Source organism: Micromonospora zamorensis (assembly GCF_900090275.1).
Taxonomy (GTDB): Bacteria; Actinomycetota; Actinomycetes; order Mycobacteriales; family Micromonosporaceae; genus Micromonospora; species Micromonospora zamorensis.
The window spans coordinates 2,404,023-2,419,381 of record NZ_LT607755.1; the positions used below are offsets into that span (position 1 = coordinate 2,404,023).

A 15,359-nucleotide genomic window follows, 5' to 3' on the forward strand; every position below is an offset into this window, starting at 1 on the left:
CCGGTGCCGGGTCAGGCCCGCGCGGCCCGGACGGCGTCGCGCAGCGGGGTGCTCGGCCGCCCGATCAACCGGCTGAGGTCGTCGCTGTCGGTCGCCAGCTCGCCGATGGCGATCGAGTGGTCCAGTGCGGCGACGAACCTGGCCGTGCCCGCGTCGAGGCCGACGTTCTCCAGGGCCGAGGCCAGCTCGGCGGCGGACAGATCCCGGTGGACGACGGTGGTGCCGGTAACCTCCGTGACGGTTTCGGCCAACTCGTCGAAGGTGAACGCGGTGCCGCCCAGTTCGTAGACGGCGTTGCCGTCCTCCTCGCGGGTCAGCGCCGCCACGGCGGCTGCCGCGTAGTCGGCCCGGGTCGCGGCGGAGACCTTGCTGCCACCGGTGGCGCCGAGGATCGTGCCGGACCCCAGGTACTGCGGCAGCTGGTCGGTGTAGTTCTCCGTGTACCAACCGTTGCGCAGCACGGTGTAGGCGAGACCGGAGGCGGCGAGGACCTCCTCGGTGGCCTTGTGCTCCGGGGCGAGCGGGTTCGTGGTGGTGTCGGCCTTCAGGATGCTGGTGTAGACCAGCCGCTCGACCCCGGCGAGCGTGGCGGCCTCGATGACCGCGGTGTGCTGGGCGACGCGCTGACCGGGAGTGTCGCCGGAGATGAGCAGCAGACGGCGTACGCCGGCCACGGCGCCGGGCAGCGTCGACGGGTCGTCGTAGGTGGCCTTGCGGATCTCGACCCCGCGCGCGGCCAGGTCGGCGGCCTTCTCCGGGCTGCGGACGACGGCGGCGATGTCGGCGGCGGGAACGCCGGTGTCGAGCAACTGCCCGATCACCAGGCGACCCAGTCGGCCGGTGGCACCGGTGACGGCGTAGGTGGGCATGGGAACCTCCGGTGGATAGCAGCAGATCTGTAAGCACTTACTAATCTACAGCACTAGTCGAAGCGTAACCGTCAGGTAGGCTGGTGAGGTGAGCGACATGCCCGCCCAGGACCCGGCGGGGCCTACCCAGGAATTCGTCAGCGATGTCTTCGCCCGGGGGTGCACCTCCCGTGCGGCCTTCGAGGACGTCACCTCGAAATGGGCCTCGCTGGCTCTGCTGGCGCTCGGCGAGGGGCGCTACCGGTTCAACGCCCTGCGCCGCCGCATCGACGGGGTCAGCGAGCGGATGCTCTCCCAGACCCTGCAGACCCTCGAACGGGACGGGATGCTCACCCGCGAGGTGCTCACCGCGATCCCACCGCGCGTCGAATACTCGCTGACGCCGCTCGGCGCCCGCGTCGCCGAGCAACTGCGTGGCCTCGCCGACCTGCTGGAGGCATCGGTGCCCGAGTTGCAGACCGCCCGCGACACCCACGAGCGCGACCGGGGCTAGACGGGCCCACGCCTCGGGCGAACGGGGCCGTGGCTCAGGCGTGCAGCGTCTCGCGCGGCGGTACGCCATAGCTGGCGTGGTAGCGGGCCGTGAACCTGCTGTGGCTGGCGAACCCCCACCGACTGGCGATCGCCGACACGGTCTCCCGGCGGGGGTCGGCGCGCACCAGGTCGTGATGGGCGCGGTCGAGCCGGATCCGACGCAGGTACGCCGTCGGGGTGGTGCCGAGATGACGGCGGAAGGCGAGCTGCACCGCCCGCAGGGAGACGCCGGCCGCACCGGCGATGTCGGCCGCGCTGATGTCCCGGTCGGCGTGCTCCTCGACGAACGCGATCGCCCGTCGCAACGTGGCGGTGCTGGCGTCGTTCCGATCCGCGGTGGTCGGTTCGGTGAACGCGGTGTTGGGAAACACAGTGAGCGCCGCCGCGGCGAGCATCCGCGCGGCATTGCCGATCACCAGCGGCTGCACCCCGGTGGTCAGGCTGTTCCGCAGGACGTCGCTGACGAAGCTGGTGGTGTTGCGCCACTGCCGGGCGAGTGCCCCACTGACGGGACCCAGATCGGTGAACCGGATCCGACCGGGCCGCCGCGTCGGCGCCGTGGTGGCCACCTGCGTCAGCACCGACAGGTCCAGCACACAGAGTTCCACCTCGCCGGGATGCCACCGTACGCGGCACGGCTCCTCGGGCCTGGTGACGAGGAGGACGTCGCCGGGCGCGAACCGGTCGGTCGACCCGTCGCAGGAGCGCTCGCCACGGGCGGTCCGGGCGCTGCCGACGACCAACCCGCCGAGGGTGCTGGCATCGATCTCGAGATGCCCGGTCTGGCGGGTGGTCGAAACGACGAAGGGGCCGGCGTCGACACGGTGATGACTGAGCCGGTATCCGTTCCTGCTGTGGATGCGCAGTTTCGTGTCGTACACGGTGGACAGAAACTGCTGAATGGTGACCGGGTCACGGCTCTCGAACTGGTCGGTCTGCAGTGGTGTTGACGACATCCGCTGTCTCCGTCCGGTGCGGGTGCCGCCGGTTGGTGAAACGGTGTCGGCGGCGAGATCGGGACGTGCCGGAATGCTCGGCGGTGACCCGGCACGTCGTTGGCCGGCGGTGCGGTGCGGTGAGGTGGGGTCGCGAGCGGGACGGCAGCGACCGGTCGAGGGCGTCGGATCTGGTCTGACCGTTGGATGTCGTGAGGACGCAATATCTGTCGATGGGAATGTCACCTTACGACAATCACGTCGCGTCGTCCCGCGAATCGCTGCGATGTGTCGGTAGGTCGACTTCGCTTTCCGGCTAGCGCGCCAACTGTTTCTACGCCTGCTGATCTAGCCACCCTCGTCGCCGACAGCGAAATCTTGTTCATGATTCCCCCGGGAGTCGGAGGACGACCGGGCCACCGCCGGGTGACCGGCCCACGGAAGGAGGAGCGTTGGACCGTATCGATCCTGACCGCGTCGTTCGGCTGGCCGTGGCCGAGGCGCTGGCCCGGGTGGCGGACGAGGACAGCCTGGGGCTGGGCGAGGGTGACGCGGTCGAGCGGCTCGGCCGCGCTCTGCGCGAGGTGCTGCGCCGCGCACTCGACGACCGGGTGCCCCTCACCACGCCGGACTTCGTCGACCTCTGCCGTGACCTGGGTCTGAACCGGGACGCCTTCGACCTGCTGGGGCATTACCTGATGACGGCGTTGTTGGCCCACCACGTCGGGCCGGACGCCCTGATCCGCGTCGGGGTGCTCTTCGGCACCGTCGGGCGGTACCTGCCCGGTGCCCGCCCGGTCGGGCAGCGCAACGGCGGCCCCGCGCCACGGCGACGCGACGTGCGCGCGGACAACAGCGTCGTCGGCCGGTACCGTCGCACGAAGCTGCCGGAGCACCTTCCCAGCCCACCGAGCTGGACCTGCACCGGATGTGGTCGTGAGTGGCCCTGCGCCACGAAGCAGAGCCAACTGCTCGCCGAGTTCGGTGGCGCACGCGCCGCGCTCGCGGTCTATCTCGGCTCCTGTCTCGTCGCCGCCGCCCAGGACCTGCCCACGGTGCCGCTGCCCCGGGTCCGGCTCCGATTCCTGGGCTGGCTGCCCCGCGCCCGGATCTGACCAGGACGCCCCGGCCGTCGGTTGTCGGAGACCTCCCGACGGCACCCGAACCGGCGTGGGCACTAGTCAGCGGGGACATCGATGCGATGGAATGTGATCCACGCATCGCGCCCCGGGAGGACACCGATGACGCCTGCTCCGTCGCCCACCAGCATCCGCGCCCGCGTCGCCGTCGTCCTGGTCGGCCTGCTGGTCGCGGCACTACCGGCGGCCCCGGTGACCGCCTCTCCGGGCACCGCTTCCCCGATCGCGGCGGAGCCGGCGGCGCGGCATCGCCCGGTGCCCGCACACGTCCGGGGCAACCAGACGGTCCCCGCCTACTCCTACGCCGACGCGATCCGGGAGAGCGTGTGGGTCCAGACCTCCGCCGACAGCGATGGTGACGGTGTGCGGGACCGAGTGGCCGTGGACCTCGTCCGGCCCAGAGAGGCCGCGGCCGCAGGGGTCCGCGTACCGGTCATCATGGACGCCTCGCCCTACTACCTCTGCTGTGGCCGGGGCAACGAGAGTGAACTCAAGACGTACGACGCGGCCGGTGTGATCGCCAAGGCGCCGCTGTTCTACGACAACTACTTCGTCCCACGCGGGTACGCCTTCGCCGCCGTGGACCTGGCGGGCACCGCCCGCTCCACCGGCTGCGAGGACGTCGGCGGCCCGGCCGAGGTGGGCAGCGCCAAGGCGGTGGTGGACTGGCTCAACGGGCGGGCCCGCGCGTACACCGCCGACGGACGGCCAGTGAGCGCCACCTGGAGCACCGGCCAGGTGGGCATGATCGGCAAGTCGTGGGACGGTTCGGTCGCCAACGGGGTCGCCGCCACGGGCGTGGAGGGGCTGGCCACGATCGTCCCGATCTCGGCCATCTCCAGCTGGTACGACTACATGCGCTACCAGGGAAACCTGCGGACCACCGACTACCCCGGCTACCTGCACTCGTACGTCAGTGGCCGCACCGACGAAGCCTGCGCGGACGCTCTGGCCCGGCTGCGCGCGGACAGCGCTGAGGAGACCGGTGACTACAACGCGTTCTGGGCGCAGCGCGACTACCGGCCCTCGGCCGGCCGGGTCCGGGCCAGTGTCTTCGTGGCGCACGGCGTCAACGACCTGAACGTCACGACCAACCAGTTCGCCCGCTGGTGGCAGGAGTTGGCCGACCAGGGCGTGCCCCGCAAGCTCTGGCTCTACCAGGCCGGCCACGAGGACCCGTTCGACGTTCGACGCGCCGAGTGGGTGACAGCCCTGCACCGCTGGTTCGACTTCTGGTTGCAGGGGCTGCGCAACGGGGTGATGAACGAGCCACGCGTCGACCTGGAGACGGCTCCGGGCGCCTGGACGACGCAGCGGGACTGGCCCGCCCCCGGCACCCGCGACGTCCGGGTCGCCCTCGGCGCCGGCGACGGCGTGACCGGGACCCTCGGCGGGCGCGGCGCGCGACCGGGCCGGGAGCAGGCGTACGTCGACGCGTCACTGCCCGAGGCCGAGCTGGTCGCCCAGCCGAACACCGCGACCGCCGGGCGACTGGTCTTCCTCTCCGGTGCCCTGACCACGCCGCTGCGGATCTCCGGCAGCCCCTCGGTGCGGCTGCGGGTGCGGGTGGACCGGCCCACCACCGAGCTGACCGCCCGACTGGTCGACTACGGCACCGCCGAGCGGATCCGTTATGACAGCTCGGAAGGTGTGCGGACATTGGCAACCGAGTCCTGCTGGGGAGCCTCCACCGACGTCGACGACGCCTGCTACCGGGACACCGAGGAGATCACCGCGGTCTCCGACCACGCGGTGCTGACCCGGGGATGGCTCGACGCCGCGCACCACCGCTCGCTGCGGTTCAGCACACCCCTGCGGCCGGACCGCTGGTACACGGTGACCGTGCCGCTGAACGCGTACGACGCGGTGCTGCCCGCTGGGCACGTGCTCGGCCTGGTCCTCGGCCAGAGCGATCCGGATTTCACCGAGACCGACGACCAGGACGCCACCGTACGGGTCGACCTCGGCCGCAGCGAGCTGATCCTTCCGGTCGCCGGCCGCGCCGGGTTGCCCGCCGTGGACGTCGCGCCGCCGGTGGTCACCGCGCCCGCCGACCCGTCGGCCGCCCGGACGGCCGGTGACACACGGCAGGTGCCCTGACCCGACGGGGCCTCGATCGGGCACCACGCGCGGTCGCGGTGTCACCCCCTGCTGCCCCGGCCCGGCCACAAACAGGCCGGGGCAGGGTGTTCATCGTGGGCACGCGTCCCGTACGACGGGTGTTCACCGCGCTCTCCGAAGCTCCTTGATCGAAAGAGCATTCGCTTGATCGAGGAGAGGCTCTCACGTGAGAGACAGACAACCCGAAGAGACCGAGCACGCGCAGCTGTCACGGCGCAAGCTGGTCAAGTACGCGGGCGTCGGGGCGACGCTGGCCGCGGCCAGCCCACTGGTCGGCGCGGGCGCGGCCTGGGCCGACGAGGAGCGCCGGCCCGGTGACGACGACAAGAGCGACCGGGGCGGCTCCAAGAACCGGGTGTGGCGTGCGGGAGACCACCACATCCACTCCGAGTACAGCGGCGAGTTCGACACCACGAAGTCCCCGATCGTCTTCCACAAGGGCGCGGACGCGGTCTACCCGATCGTCACCAACGCCATCATGGCGAAGAACTTCGGTCTGACCTGGGCCATGTGTACCGACCACGGTGGACCGACGCACTCGAAGGTGAACATCGAGCAGGCGTACCCGGACCTGCTGCGTTCGCGCAAGCTGGTCCCCGAGGTGCTCCAGTTCTGGGGTATGGAGTTCGACGCGCCCTCGCTGGACCACCACACGCTGATGATCCCGCGCCACGACGACGAGGCGAAGCAGCTCTTCGAGCTGGAGAGCCGGTTCGCGAAGTACGACGCGTTCCCCACCGACCCGGCCCGGGACACCGAGGCGAAGATGGTGGAGTTCCTCAAGGTTGCCCGGGGCATGCCGCACAAGCCGCTGGTGATCGCCCACCACGCGTCCCGTTCGGCGCCCGGCCTCGGCGTCTACGGCCAGGACACCCCGCGCGAGTTCCGCAACGGCAACAACGCCGCGCCGGACGTCTACATCGGTTTCGAGGGCGCACCCGGGCACCAGGCTGGCCCCCTCAACGGTGGCAAGCGCGGCGGTTACGGCAACCACCCCACCTACGGCGGCTTCGACCAGATGACCGCCCGGGTCGGCGGCCTGTGGGACTCGCTGCTCGGCGAGGGCCGGCGCTGGTGGATCACCGCGACCTCGGACTCGCACGTGCACTGGACCCGCGGCGGCTCCGACTTCTGGCCGGGCGAGTACAGCAAGACGTACGTGCACGCGCGCCAGGACTACGGCGACATCATGGATGGTCTGCGCAACGGCCGGATCTGGGTCACCACCGGCGACCTGATCCGCAGCCTCGACGTCACCGCCACGTCCCAGGGCCGGACCGCCGACGTGGGCGAGACCATCACGGTCAGCCGTCGTAGCCGTACCGACGTCGAGATCGAGATCACGTTCCGTCCACTGGGCGGCCCGAACGCGAACGGTGACCGCCCCGAGGTCCGCCGGGTCGACCTGATCGTCGGCCAGATCACCGGACCGAGCGCCAGCCTGGACGCCGACACCAACCCCACCACCACTGTGGCGGCCCGGTTCGGCCCGCGCGACTGGCGCCGCAAGGGTGACAGCTATGTCATCCGGCACACGCTGCGCAACGTCGAGGCCGACACCTACGCGCGCGTGCGGGGCACCAGCACCGACGAGGCCGAGCCGCTCGCCGACGGGCTGGAGAGCCCGTGGGACGACCTGTGGTTCTACTCGAACCCGGTCTTCGTGCACGTGCGCTGACCCGGCCCGGCAGTAACACCGCGGGTCCGTCCCGCGCCGCTTGACGTACGACGGTCGGGCGGTGCGGGCGGACCCGCGCCGCGTTCCCGCCCCCGTCGGTGCCCGTCAGTCGGTGTCGCGGCGGCGGGCTCGGGGGGCGGTGGTCCGCACGCCTCGTCCGGGCGCGGCGCCGGTGCGGCTCGTCGTCGGTGCCGGGGTGGGTTGCACCTGAGCCACCACCTCGCAGAGGTCGCGCAGCGGGTCCACCGCCTGGGCCGAGCAGGCGACCTGTTGGAGCAGCGTCCGTAGCGTCGCCGCGTCGGCTGGCGCGAGCGACCCCAGCAGGTGCGACTCCACCTGCCGCAGCGCCGAGCGCCGCTGTTCCCAGGCGGCGCGGCCGGCGTCGGTGACGTCGATCAGCCGGTTGCGCCGGTCCGCCGGGTCCGCGCGACGGGCGACGAAGCCGGGTCGTTCCAGGTCGTCGATCAGGTACGTGAGGACGGTGCGGTCGAGGCCGAGCTCCTCGGCGATCGCCCCCTGATTGCGGGACGGCCCATTGATCGCCGCCGTGAGCAGCTGGTAGCCGCGTGGACCGCCGGGGAAGTCGGTGAGTGTGTGCTCGGCCGCCCGGACGTAGCCACGGAAGACGATCCCGAGCATCCAGCCCAGGTCGTCGTCGAGCGGATCGGGCCGGTCCGGCCGGTGAGTGGCACCCGTCATCCCCCGACAGTAGCGCAGCGGCACAGACCTTGTTGGCAGAAGATGTTCTGAGTGGCATAAGGTTGAGGTCATGACGCATCGCCTGAGGCGTCGTGCGAATCGGGAGGCTCACAGATGAGCGACTACGGCCACGACCTGGTCTTCGGGTCCTTCGTCACCCCCAGCAATGACGATCCGGACCGCACGGTCGGCGTCGCCGTCCTGTCCGAGCAGGTCGGGCTGGACCTGGTCACCTTCCAGGACCACCCGTACCAGCCGGCGTTCCTCGACACCTGGACGTTGCTGAGCTTCGTGGCGGCCCGGACCAACCGCGTGCACCTGGCGGCGAACGTGACGAACCTGCCGCTGCGCCCGCCGGCGGTGCTCGCCCGCAGCGTGGCCAGCCTGGACCTGCTCAGCGGCGGCCGGGTCGGCCTCGGCCTCGGCGCCGGAGCGTTCTGGGATGCCATCGAGGCGATGGGCGGCCGGCGGTTGACCCCCGGCCAGGGCGTACGCGCGTTGGAGGAGGCCATCGAGGTCATCCGTCAGCTCTGGGACGCCGAGACGCGCGGTGGAGTGCGGGTCGACGGCGAGTTCCACCGGGTGGTGGGCGCCAAGCGCGGGCCGGCCCCGGCGCACGTGGTGCCGATCTGGTTGGGCGCGTACAAGCCCCGGATGCTCCAGCTCACCGGCCGCCGGGCCGACGGTTGGCTGCCCTCGCTGGGCTACCTGCAGCCCGGTGACCTGGCCAAGGGCAACGCGATCATCGACGACGCCGCGCAGCAGGCCGGCCGGGCACCGCAGGACGTCCGCCGGCTGCTCAACATCTCCGGCGAGTTCTCAGCCGTCGGGCGCGGTCAACTGAACGGGCCTGCCGATCAGTGGGCGCGGGAGCTGACCGAGCTGGCGCTGGGGGAGGGCGTCAGCACCTTCATCCTCGCCAGCGACGACCCCGACGACCTGCGCCGATTCGCCGGCGAGGTGGCCCCCGCCGTCCGCGAGTTGGTCGCCGCCGAGCGCGAGCGGGCTGCGGCGCCGGAGCGTACGCCGACTCCGGATCGGGCTGCGGAGCCGGAGCTGGCGGCAGAGCCGGAGCCGGCGCCGGTCGCCGCCGCGCCGGTACGGGCGAGCCGCGCGAGCGTGACCGGCGGCGCGTTCGCCGTGGTGCCAACCCCCGACGACGGCGTGCGGCGCAGCGACCAGAAGGTCTGGGACGAGTCGGTCCGGCCGACCGGGCCGACGCCCGACCCGGACCGCACCTACACCCCGCACGAGCAGGCCACCGGTGCGCACCTGGTGCAGATCCACGACGGCCTGCGCGCCGAGCTGGCCCAGATCCACGACCTGATCGAGCAGGTGGCGGCCGGCGAGATCGACGCGGGCACGGCCCGGTCGCACATCAACACCATGACCATGCGGCAGAACCGGTGGACGCTCGGCGTCTACTGCGAGTCGTACTGCCGCATCGTCACCACCCACCACACGATCGAGGACCAATCGCTCTTTCCCCGGCTGCGGGCGCGTGACCCGCGGCTCGGCCCGGTCGTCGACCGGCTGGAGCAGGAGCACCACGTCATTCACGACGTGTTGGAGGGCGTCGACCGGGCCCTCGTCGCGTACGTCGGGTCTCCGGACGGTCTGACCGAGCTGCGGGCGGCGGTGGACCTGCTGACCGACGCCCTGCTGTCGCACCTCAGCTACGAGGAGCGGGAGCTGGTCGAGCCGTTGGCCCGGTTGGGCATCGCCTGATCGGCACGGCCCCCTCCGGGCGGCAGGGGTTGCCTCGACAAATCTGAGAGACTACTTTCGAAACATGTCTCTCAAGAACCCGTACGGGGATTTCGAGATCACCGAGCCGCAGGCGCTGCGGGCGCTGGCCCACCCTGTGCGGCTGGCGATCCTCGAACACCTTCAGCGGCACGGCCCGGCCACGGCGACCGGGCTCTCGCCGCACGTCGGGGCCACCCCCTCGGTGGTCAGCTGGCACCTGCGGCACCTCGCGACGTTCGGTCTGGTCACCGACTGGGAGGGCGCCACCAGCAAGCGGGAACGCTGGTGGCAGGCCGCAGCCCGGGGCTTCCGTTTCACCGCGACCGACAGTGTCGAGGGGCAGTCCGCCAGCCAGCAGCTGCGCGGCGAGATGTTCGCCCGAAACGCCGATGCGCCGCAGCAGTGGCTGCTGAGCGAGGAGCCCCGACTGGACCCCGAGTGGCGCGCGCTGGCCGGCATCGCCGACACCCGGTTCGTGGCCACCGCCGACGAGCTGCGGCAGCTGGAGGAGTCGATCGAAGAGCTGATCGCTCCGTACGTGCGGCGCAAGGAGACGTCGGCCCCGGACGGCGCACGGATCGTCCGGATGCTGCGCTACCTCCTGCCCGAGCCCGGCGACGACGCCCCGGCCGAGCCCGGCGACGACGAACCGGCCACGTCGTGACCGCCGCCGGCACCGTGAGCGCCACCGGCGCCGTGCCCCCGCCGGCCCTGCACCGCGACCGACGGTTCCGCACCTTCTGGGCCGGCGAGACGATCTCCTCGTTCGGCGACCGGGTCAGCGAACTGGCCCTCCCGCTGATCGCCGTCTCCCTGCTCACCGCGACACCCGTGCAGGTCAGTGTCCTCACCGCGCTGATCTGGCTGCCCAACCTGCTGGGCCTGTTCCTCGGTGCGTGGGTGGACCAGCGCACCCACAAGCGGCGGCTCCTGATCATCGCCGACCTGGTCCGCGCCGCGGTGCTGCTCAGCCTGCCGGTGGCCTACCTGTTCGACGCGATCACCCTCACCCAGCTCTACCTGGTGGCACTGCTCACCGGCCTCGGAGCGGTGCTGTTCGCCATGGCGCGGCAGGCCTTCTTCGTCGCCCTGGTGCCACGATCGGCGTACGTGGACGCGAACAGCAAGTTGAGCATGAGCCGGTCGCTGTCCTCCATCGCCGGCCCCGCCGTCGGCGGTGGGCTGGTCCAGGCGCTCAGCGCGCCGGGCGCGATCCTCGTCGACGCGGTGTCGTTCCTCGGCTCCGCGCTGCTGCTGCGCCGCATCCCGGTCACCGAGACGCCTCCGCCTCCGCGTCAGACGTCCACTCTCGGCCTGGTCCGCGAAGGGCTCGTGCTGGTGCTGCGGCACCCGGTGCTGCGGGCCGCCCTCGGCTGCACCAGCACTGTCAACTTCTTCACCTTCATCGCCGGCGCACTGCTGGTGCTCTACGCCAGCCGGGACCTCGGCCTGTCGGCCGGCGCGATCGGTGTCGCCCTCGGGTTCGGGGCACTCGGCGGGCTCGCGGGCGCGGCGCTCGCCCCACGGATCTCCCGCGCCATCGGTTTGGGGCGTACCGCCATGATCGGCGCGGTGCTCTTTCCCGCACCGCTGGCGCTGACCGCGCTGGTGACCGGCCCCACCTGGACGAAGGTGGCCATGCTGGCGGCCATCGAGTTGGTCTCCAGCGTCGGGGTGATGCTGATGGACGTCAACCTGAACGCCCTGCTCATCGCCGTGACACCCGACGACGCTCTGGCACGCCGGGCCGGGGCCTACAGCGCCGTCAACTACGGCATCCGACCGGTCGGCGCACTGGTCGGTGGCGTGCTGGGCACCACCATCGGCCTGCGACCCACCCTGGCCATCGCCGGCCTGGGTGGCGTGCTCGCCGTGCTCTGGCTGGTCGCGTCGCCGGTGCGCCACATCAGAACCCTGGACGACCAGACGGCCTGACGCTGGAGCGGGTCGCCGTGGCGCGCACTCACCCGGATGAGCGTGATACCGCAGAGTCATCAACATGCCGTTGAGGCATCACGCTCATCGAAGCGACAGCGGGCCCTCGCCGCCACCGCCCGACTCAGCTCAGCTGGCCTCCGCCACCAGGATCCGGGCCAGCTCGGTGGGCTGGGAGAACATCGGCCAGTGGCCGGTGTCCATGGTGACCAGTCGCCAGTGGTCGCTGGTCAGCAGCTTGGCCACTGTGTCGTTGGGCTCAGGCCCGTCGAGCAGACACTTGACGTACGTCGCCGGAAGCTCACCCAACTGCCGGGTCAGCACGGCCGGCTCGGTCAGCGTGGCCCCCGGGTGCGGCGTGGAGCCCTCGATCAGCCGGGCGACCTGCTCGTCGGTGAGCCCCTGACCGTCGAAGTCGGCCGCACCCAGCGGCGGCCAGTAGCCGCCGTTGTCGGCGATCAGCGCCTCGAAAACCGCCTGGCCCTGCCACCAACCGGACGCGAACGACCCGCCGTCGACCGGCACCTCCGCGTCGACGAAGACCACCCTGGCCAACCGATCGCCGATGCGCTCGGCGGCCTGGCCCACCGGAATGCCGGAATAGCTGTGCCCGACCAGCACCACGTCGCGCAGGTCGCGGCGCTCGATCTCGTCGACGATGTCCTGCACGTGGGTCTGCTGCCCAGCGGGCACGCCCCGCTTGTCGGCGAGACCGGAGAGGGTCACCGCGTGGGCGCCGTGGCCGGCCGCCCGAAGGGGCGCCACCACCTCGTCCCATGCCGACGATCCCAGCCACGCCCCCGCCACCAGTACGAATTCAGCCATGGGCGGGACCCTAGCGGCACCCTCCGACAACCCCGACGCGTCAGGACCAGGTGCGGGCCTCGGCGGCGAAGAGCTCCGGCGGGCTTTCCACCGGCAACACGCAGAGCAGGTGCCCGCCGGGTGCCCGCAGGATCCGACACTCGAGCCACTGCGACACCTCGGTGGCGCCCAGACCGATCAACCGCGCGGTCTCGGCCGGCACGTCGTCGGTCTCGATGTCGAGGTGGAAACGCGGCTCGTCGTCGACCGCCTGGACCGCGGCGACCAGCCCCGGCAGCGCCTCGTGCAGACCGACGAACTGCGGCTCCGCCGGATGGGACCGGGTGCTGACGCCGAGCGCGGCCGACCAGAACTCCGCCGCCCGGGTGGCCTCCGCCGCGGGGGCGTCGATCAGCAGGGCGTAGACACGGCTTCGATGCATGCGTGGCAGCATATCGACGCCTGTCCACTCACGAATGGTCCAATGAGGACGGTCCGGCCCCGGCCGCGCTCAGTCGGTCGGCGGGGCCGGCGGGCCGACCAGGGCGGCGAGCCGCTTCGGGGCCAGCATGCAGTAGCTCTCGGTGAGCAACTCGGCCACCTCGTCCCAGTCGGTGCCCCCGTCCAGGACCATGCCCATCACTGTCGGCCCCCACTCTGGCTTGTAGAAGGGGTGCCCGCCACCGAGGAGCCCGGCGATCTCGTCGAGTGGCGACCGGAAGGTCAGCAGGCAGGCCGGCTCATCGACCTCGGCGGCCCGGGCGTGGGCCACCTGGCGGTCGGGGTCGACGGTGAGGACGTGGGCGAAGGTCCGCTTGCGGATCCGCCAGCGGGTGCCCACCCAGGCGGGCTCCTCGTAGGTCTCCGGCAGCCCGAGGCAGATCGGCCGCAGCCGGTCGAGGACCTCGGGCGGGACGTCTCCGGGTTCGGTCACGGGCAGCGACGCTAGCCGCCCGGTGTGACAATTTCCGCTCGCCCCGCACCGCCCGCGCCGGTGGTGCGGGCCCTGTGGATCCGCCAGGATGGGGCCGGGGCGATCGTGGGCAGTCGTCCCGGCCCGTCCCACCCCCGTGCCCGCTGAGGAGTGCCGTGCCGTCCACCCTGCTCTCCCGCCGCGACCTCGACTTCCTGCTGCACGACTGGCTGCGGGTGTCTGAACTCGTCGAGCGTCCCCGCTACGCCGAGCATTCCCGGGAGACCTTCGACGACGCCCTGGACCTCGCCGAGCGGGTCGCCACCGAGCAGTTCGCCCCGCACAACCGCGCCTCCGACCTCGCCGAGCCCACCTTCGACGGGCAGCGGGTGCGGCTGATCCCGCAGGTCCGCGCCGCGCTCGACAGCTTCGCCGAGACGGGCCTGCTCACCGCCGGCCTGGACGCCTCGGTCGGCGGCCTGCAACTGCCGCACGCCGTCGCGGCGGCCTGCTTCACCTGGTTCCAGGCGGCCAACGTGGCCACCTCGGCGTACCCGATGCTCACCCTGGGCAACGCCAACCTGCTGCTGGCGCACGGCAGTGCCGAGCAGGTGGACACCTATGTCCGGCCCATGCTGGACGGCCGCTTCTTCGGCACGATGTGCCTGTCCGAGCCGCACGCCGGCAGCTCACTGGCCGACATCACCACCCGTGCCGAGCCCCAGGAGGACGGCTCCTACCGGCTCTTCGGCACCAAGATGTGGATCTCCGGTGGCGACCACGAGCTGGCCGAGAACATCGTGCACCTGGTCCTGGCGCGGATTCCCGGCGGCCCGCCCGGGGTGAAGGGCATCTCACTGTTCGTCGTACCGAAGGTGCTGGTCGGCGCGGACGGGTCGCTCGGCGACCGCAACGACGTGGTCCTGGCCGGGCTCAACCACAAGATGGGGTTCCGGGGCACCACCAACACCCTGCTCAACTTCGGCGACGGCGGGCACACCCCGGGCGGCCGCCCCGGTGCCGTCGGTCACCTCGTCGGCGAGCCACACCACGGGCTGGCGCACATGTTCCACATGATGAACGAGGCCCGGATCGGGGTCGGGGCGGGTGCCACCGCGCTCGGTTACACCGGCTATCTCAAGAGCCTGGCGTACGCCAGGGAGCGGCCGCAGGGCCGGCCGGTCGGCGCGAAGGACCCGGCGGCGGCGCAGGTGCCGATCATCGACCACCCCGACGTACGACGGATGCTGCTCGCGCAGAAGAGCTACGTGGAGGGGGCGCTGGCGCTGGTGCTCTACTGCGCACGGCTGCTCGACGAGCAGGGGACCGCGCCGGTCGAGGCGGACCGCGAGCGCGCGCACCTGCTGCTGGACGTGCTCACCCCGATCACCAAGAGCTGGCCGTCGCAGTGGTGCCTCGCCGCGAACGACCTGGCGATCCAGGTGCTCGGGGGTGCCGGCTACACCCGCGATCACGACGTGGAGCAGCACTACCGGGACAACCGGCTCAACCCGATCCACGAGGGCACCCATGGCATCCAGGCTCTGGATCTGCTGGGCCGCAAGATGACCATGCAGGGCGGCGCCGGCCTTGCCCTGCTGACCGCGACGATCGGGGACACCGTCGAGCGGGCCCGGCAGACCGGTGGCGGGGCGGCCGGTCTGGCGGACCGGCTGGCCGACGCGGCGGCCCGGGTGACGGCGGTGACCCGTCGGCTGTGGGCCGACGGTGACCCGGTGCTCGCGCTGGCCAACGCCAGCGCGTACCTGGAGGCCGTCGGGCACGTGGTGATCGCGTGGATGTGGCTGGAGCAGGTGCTGGCGCTGCCGCCGGAGGGGACCGGCGACGCGTTCCACGCCGGCAAGCGCCAGGCCGCCCGCTACTTTTTCGCGGTCGAGCTGCCTCGTACCGGTCCGCAGTTCGACCTGCTGGAGAGCCGGGACCGGACCACGCTCGACATGCGGCCGGACTGGTTCTGACCGG

At 71.7% G+C, this 15,359-nt stretch carries 14 protein-coding genes; 8 read left to right on the forward strand and 6 right to left on the reverse strand.

The genetic code is table 11. The annotated features are described in order from the left end of the window. Positions 1-11 precede the first annotated feature (11 nt). Complete coding sequence (locus GA0070619_RS10135) at positions 12-869, reverse strand: NAD(P)H-binding protein (RefSeq protein WP_088947830.1); 858 nt, start codon at positions 867-869, stop codon at positions 12-14. Between the two features lie 97 nt (positions 870-966). Here GA0070619_RS10135 and GA0070619_RS10140 point away from each other — a divergent pair, with 97 nt between their 5' ends. Next, positions 967-1,362 (forward strand): winged helix-turn-helix transcriptional regulator, encoded by a 396-nt coding sequence (locus GA0070619_RS10140; RefSeq protein WP_088951681.1) that lies wholly within the window; start codon positions 967-969, stop codon positions 1,360-1,362. A gap of 34 nt (positions 1,363-1,396) precedes the next feature. Here the strand turns inward: GA0070619_RS10140 and GA0070619_RS10145 are convergent, their stop codons facing one another. After that, positions 1,397-2,359 (reverse strand): AraC family transcriptional regulator, encoded by a 963-nt coding sequence (locus tag GA0070619_RS10145; protein ID WP_088947831.1) that lies wholly within the window; start codon positions 2,357-2,359, stop codon positions 1,397-1,399. A 431-nt stretch (positions 2,360-2,790) separates the two neighbouring features. On the opposite strand from GA0070619_RS10145, the gene GA0070619_RS33380 reads away from it, so the two are divergent. From GA0070619_RS33380 to GA0070619_RS10160, 3 genes are all read left to right on the forward strand, one after another. Next, positions 2,791-3,453, forward strand: coding sequence for a hypothetical protein (locus GA0070619_RS33380; RefSeq protein WP_231927362.1), 663 nt, complete (start codon positions 2,791-2,793; stop codon positions 3,451-3,453). A 126-nt stretch (positions 3,454-3,579) separates the two neighbouring features. After that, the gene (locus tag GA0070619_RS10155) at positions 3,580-5,577 is read left to right on the forward strand and encodes a Xaa-Pro dipeptidyl-peptidase (protein WP_088947832.1); all 1,998 of its coding nucleotides are present in this window, start codon (positions 3,580-3,582) and stop codon (positions 5,575-5,577) included. 187 nt (positions 5,578-5,764) lie between these two features. Next, positions 5,765-7,276, forward strand: a complete 1,512-nt coding sequence (locus GA0070619_RS10160; protein WP_088947833.1) for a CehA/McbA family metallohydrolase domain-containing protein — start codon at positions 5,765-5,767, stop codon at positions 7,274-7,276. A 105-nt stretch (positions 7,277-7,381) separates the two neighbouring features. On the opposite strand, the gene GA0070619_RS10165 is transcribed toward GA0070619_RS10160, so the two are convergent. Continuing rightward, positions 7,382-7,975 carry a MarR family winged helix-turn-helix transcriptional regulator gene (locus tag GA0070619_RS10165; protein WP_088947834.1) on the reverse strand — a complete coding sequence of 198 codons (594 nt, stop codon included), beginning with the start codon at positions 7,973-7,975 and terminating at the stop codon, positions 7,382-7,384. Positions 7,976-8,089: 114 nt separating this feature from the next. On the opposite strand from GA0070619_RS10165, the gene GA0070619_RS33785 reads away from it, so the two are divergent. From GA0070619_RS33785 to GA0070619_RS10180, 3 genes are all read left to right on the forward strand, one after another. Further along, a complete protein-coding gene (locus GA0070619_RS33785; RefSeq protein WP_088947835.1) occupies positions 8,090-9,703 on the forward strand; it encodes an LLM class flavin-dependent oxidoreductase in 1,614 nt (537 codons plus the stop codon). A gap of 64 nt (positions 9,704-9,767) precedes the next feature. After that, positions 9,768-10,388, forward strand: a complete 621-nt coding sequence (locus GA0070619_RS10175; RefSeq protein WP_088947836.1) for an ArsR/SmtB family transcription factor — start codon at positions 9,768-9,770, stop codon at positions 10,386-10,388. After that, positions 10,385-11,659 (forward strand): MFS transporter, encoded by a 1,275-nt coding sequence (locus GA0070619_RS10180; RefSeq protein WP_210792862.1) that lies wholly within the window; start codon positions 10,385-10,387, stop codon positions 11,657-11,659. Before GA0070619_RS10175 ends, GA0070619_RS10180 begins: the two co-directional genes overlap by 4 nt. A 129-nt stretch (positions 11,660-11,788) precedes the next feature. Here GA0070619_RS10180 and GA0070619_RS10185 read toward each other — a convergent pair whose 3' ends face one another. The 3 genes from GA0070619_RS10185 to GA0070619_RS10195 form a co-directional block, all read right to left on the reverse strand. Next, positions 11,789-12,484, reverse strand: a complete 696-nt coding sequence (locus tag GA0070619_RS10185; protein ID WP_088947837.1) for an alpha/beta fold hydrolase — start codon at positions 12,482-12,484, stop codon at positions 11,789-11,791. A 40-nt stretch (positions 12,485-12,524) separates the two neighbouring features. Further along, entirely contained in the window at positions 12,525-12,905 is a 381-nt protein-coding gene (locus GA0070619_RS10190; RefSeq protein ID WP_088951684.1) for a VOC family protein, read from the reverse strand. A 69-nt stretch (positions 12,906-12,974) separates the two neighbouring features. Further along, positions 12,975-13,397 carry an MmcQ/YjbR family DNA-binding protein gene (locus GA0070619_RS10195; RefSeq protein WP_088947838.1) on the reverse strand — a complete coding sequence of 141 codons (423 nt, stop codon included), beginning with the start codon at positions 13,395-13,397 and terminating at the stop codon, positions 12,975-12,977. Positions 13,398-13,552: 155 nt separating this feature from the next. Here GA0070619_RS10195 and GA0070619_RS10200 point away from each other — a divergent pair, with 155 nt between their 5' ends. Next, positions 13,553-15,355, forward strand: coding sequence for an acyl-CoA dehydrogenase (locus GA0070619_RS10200; RefSeq protein WP_088947839.1), 1,803 nt, complete (start codon positions 13,553-13,555; stop codon positions 15,353-15,355). Positions 15,356-15,359 lie beyond the last annotated feature (4 nt).

Excerpts from the sequence above, each read along its gene's own strand:
- GA0070619_RS10175 (WP_088947836.1), top strand. The coding sequence starts at position 9,768 with ATGTCTCTCAAGAACCCGTACGGGGATTTCGAGATCACCGAGCCGCAG.
- GA0070619_RS10185 (WP_088947837.1), bottom strand. The coding sequence starts at position 12,484 with ATGGCTGAATTCGTACTGGTGGCGGGGGCGTGGCTGGGATCGTCGGCA.
- GA0070619_RS10190 (WP_088951684.1), bottom strand. The coding sequence starts at position 12,905 with ATGCATCGAAGCCGTGTCTACGCCCTGCTGATCGACGCCCCCGCGGCG.
- GA0070619_RS33785 (WP_088947835.1), top strand. The coding sequence starts at position 8,090 with ATGAGCGACTACGGCCACGACCTGGTCTTCGGGTCCTTCGTCACCCCC.
- GA0070619_RS10135 (WP_088947830.1), bottom strand. The coding sequence starts at position 869 with ATGCCCACCTACGCCGTCACCGGTGCCACCGGCCGACTGGGTCGCCTG.
- GA0070619_RS10140 (WP_088951681.1), top strand. The coding sequence starts at position 967 with ATGCCCGCCCAGGACCCGGCGGGGCCTACCCAGGAATTCGTCAGCGAT.
- GA0070619_RS10145 (WP_088947831.1), bottom strand. The coding sequence starts at position 2,359 with ATGTCGTCAACACCACTGCAGACCGACCAGTTCGAGAGCCGTGACCCG.
- GA0070619_RS10165 (WP_088947834.1), bottom strand. The coding sequence starts at position 7,975 with ATGACGGGTGCCACTCACCGGCCGGACCGGCCCGATCCGCTCGACGAC.
- GA0070619_RS10155 (WP_088947832.1), top strand. The coding sequence starts at position 3,580 with ATGACGCCTGCTCCGTCGCCCACCAGCATCCGCGCCCGCGTCGCCGTC.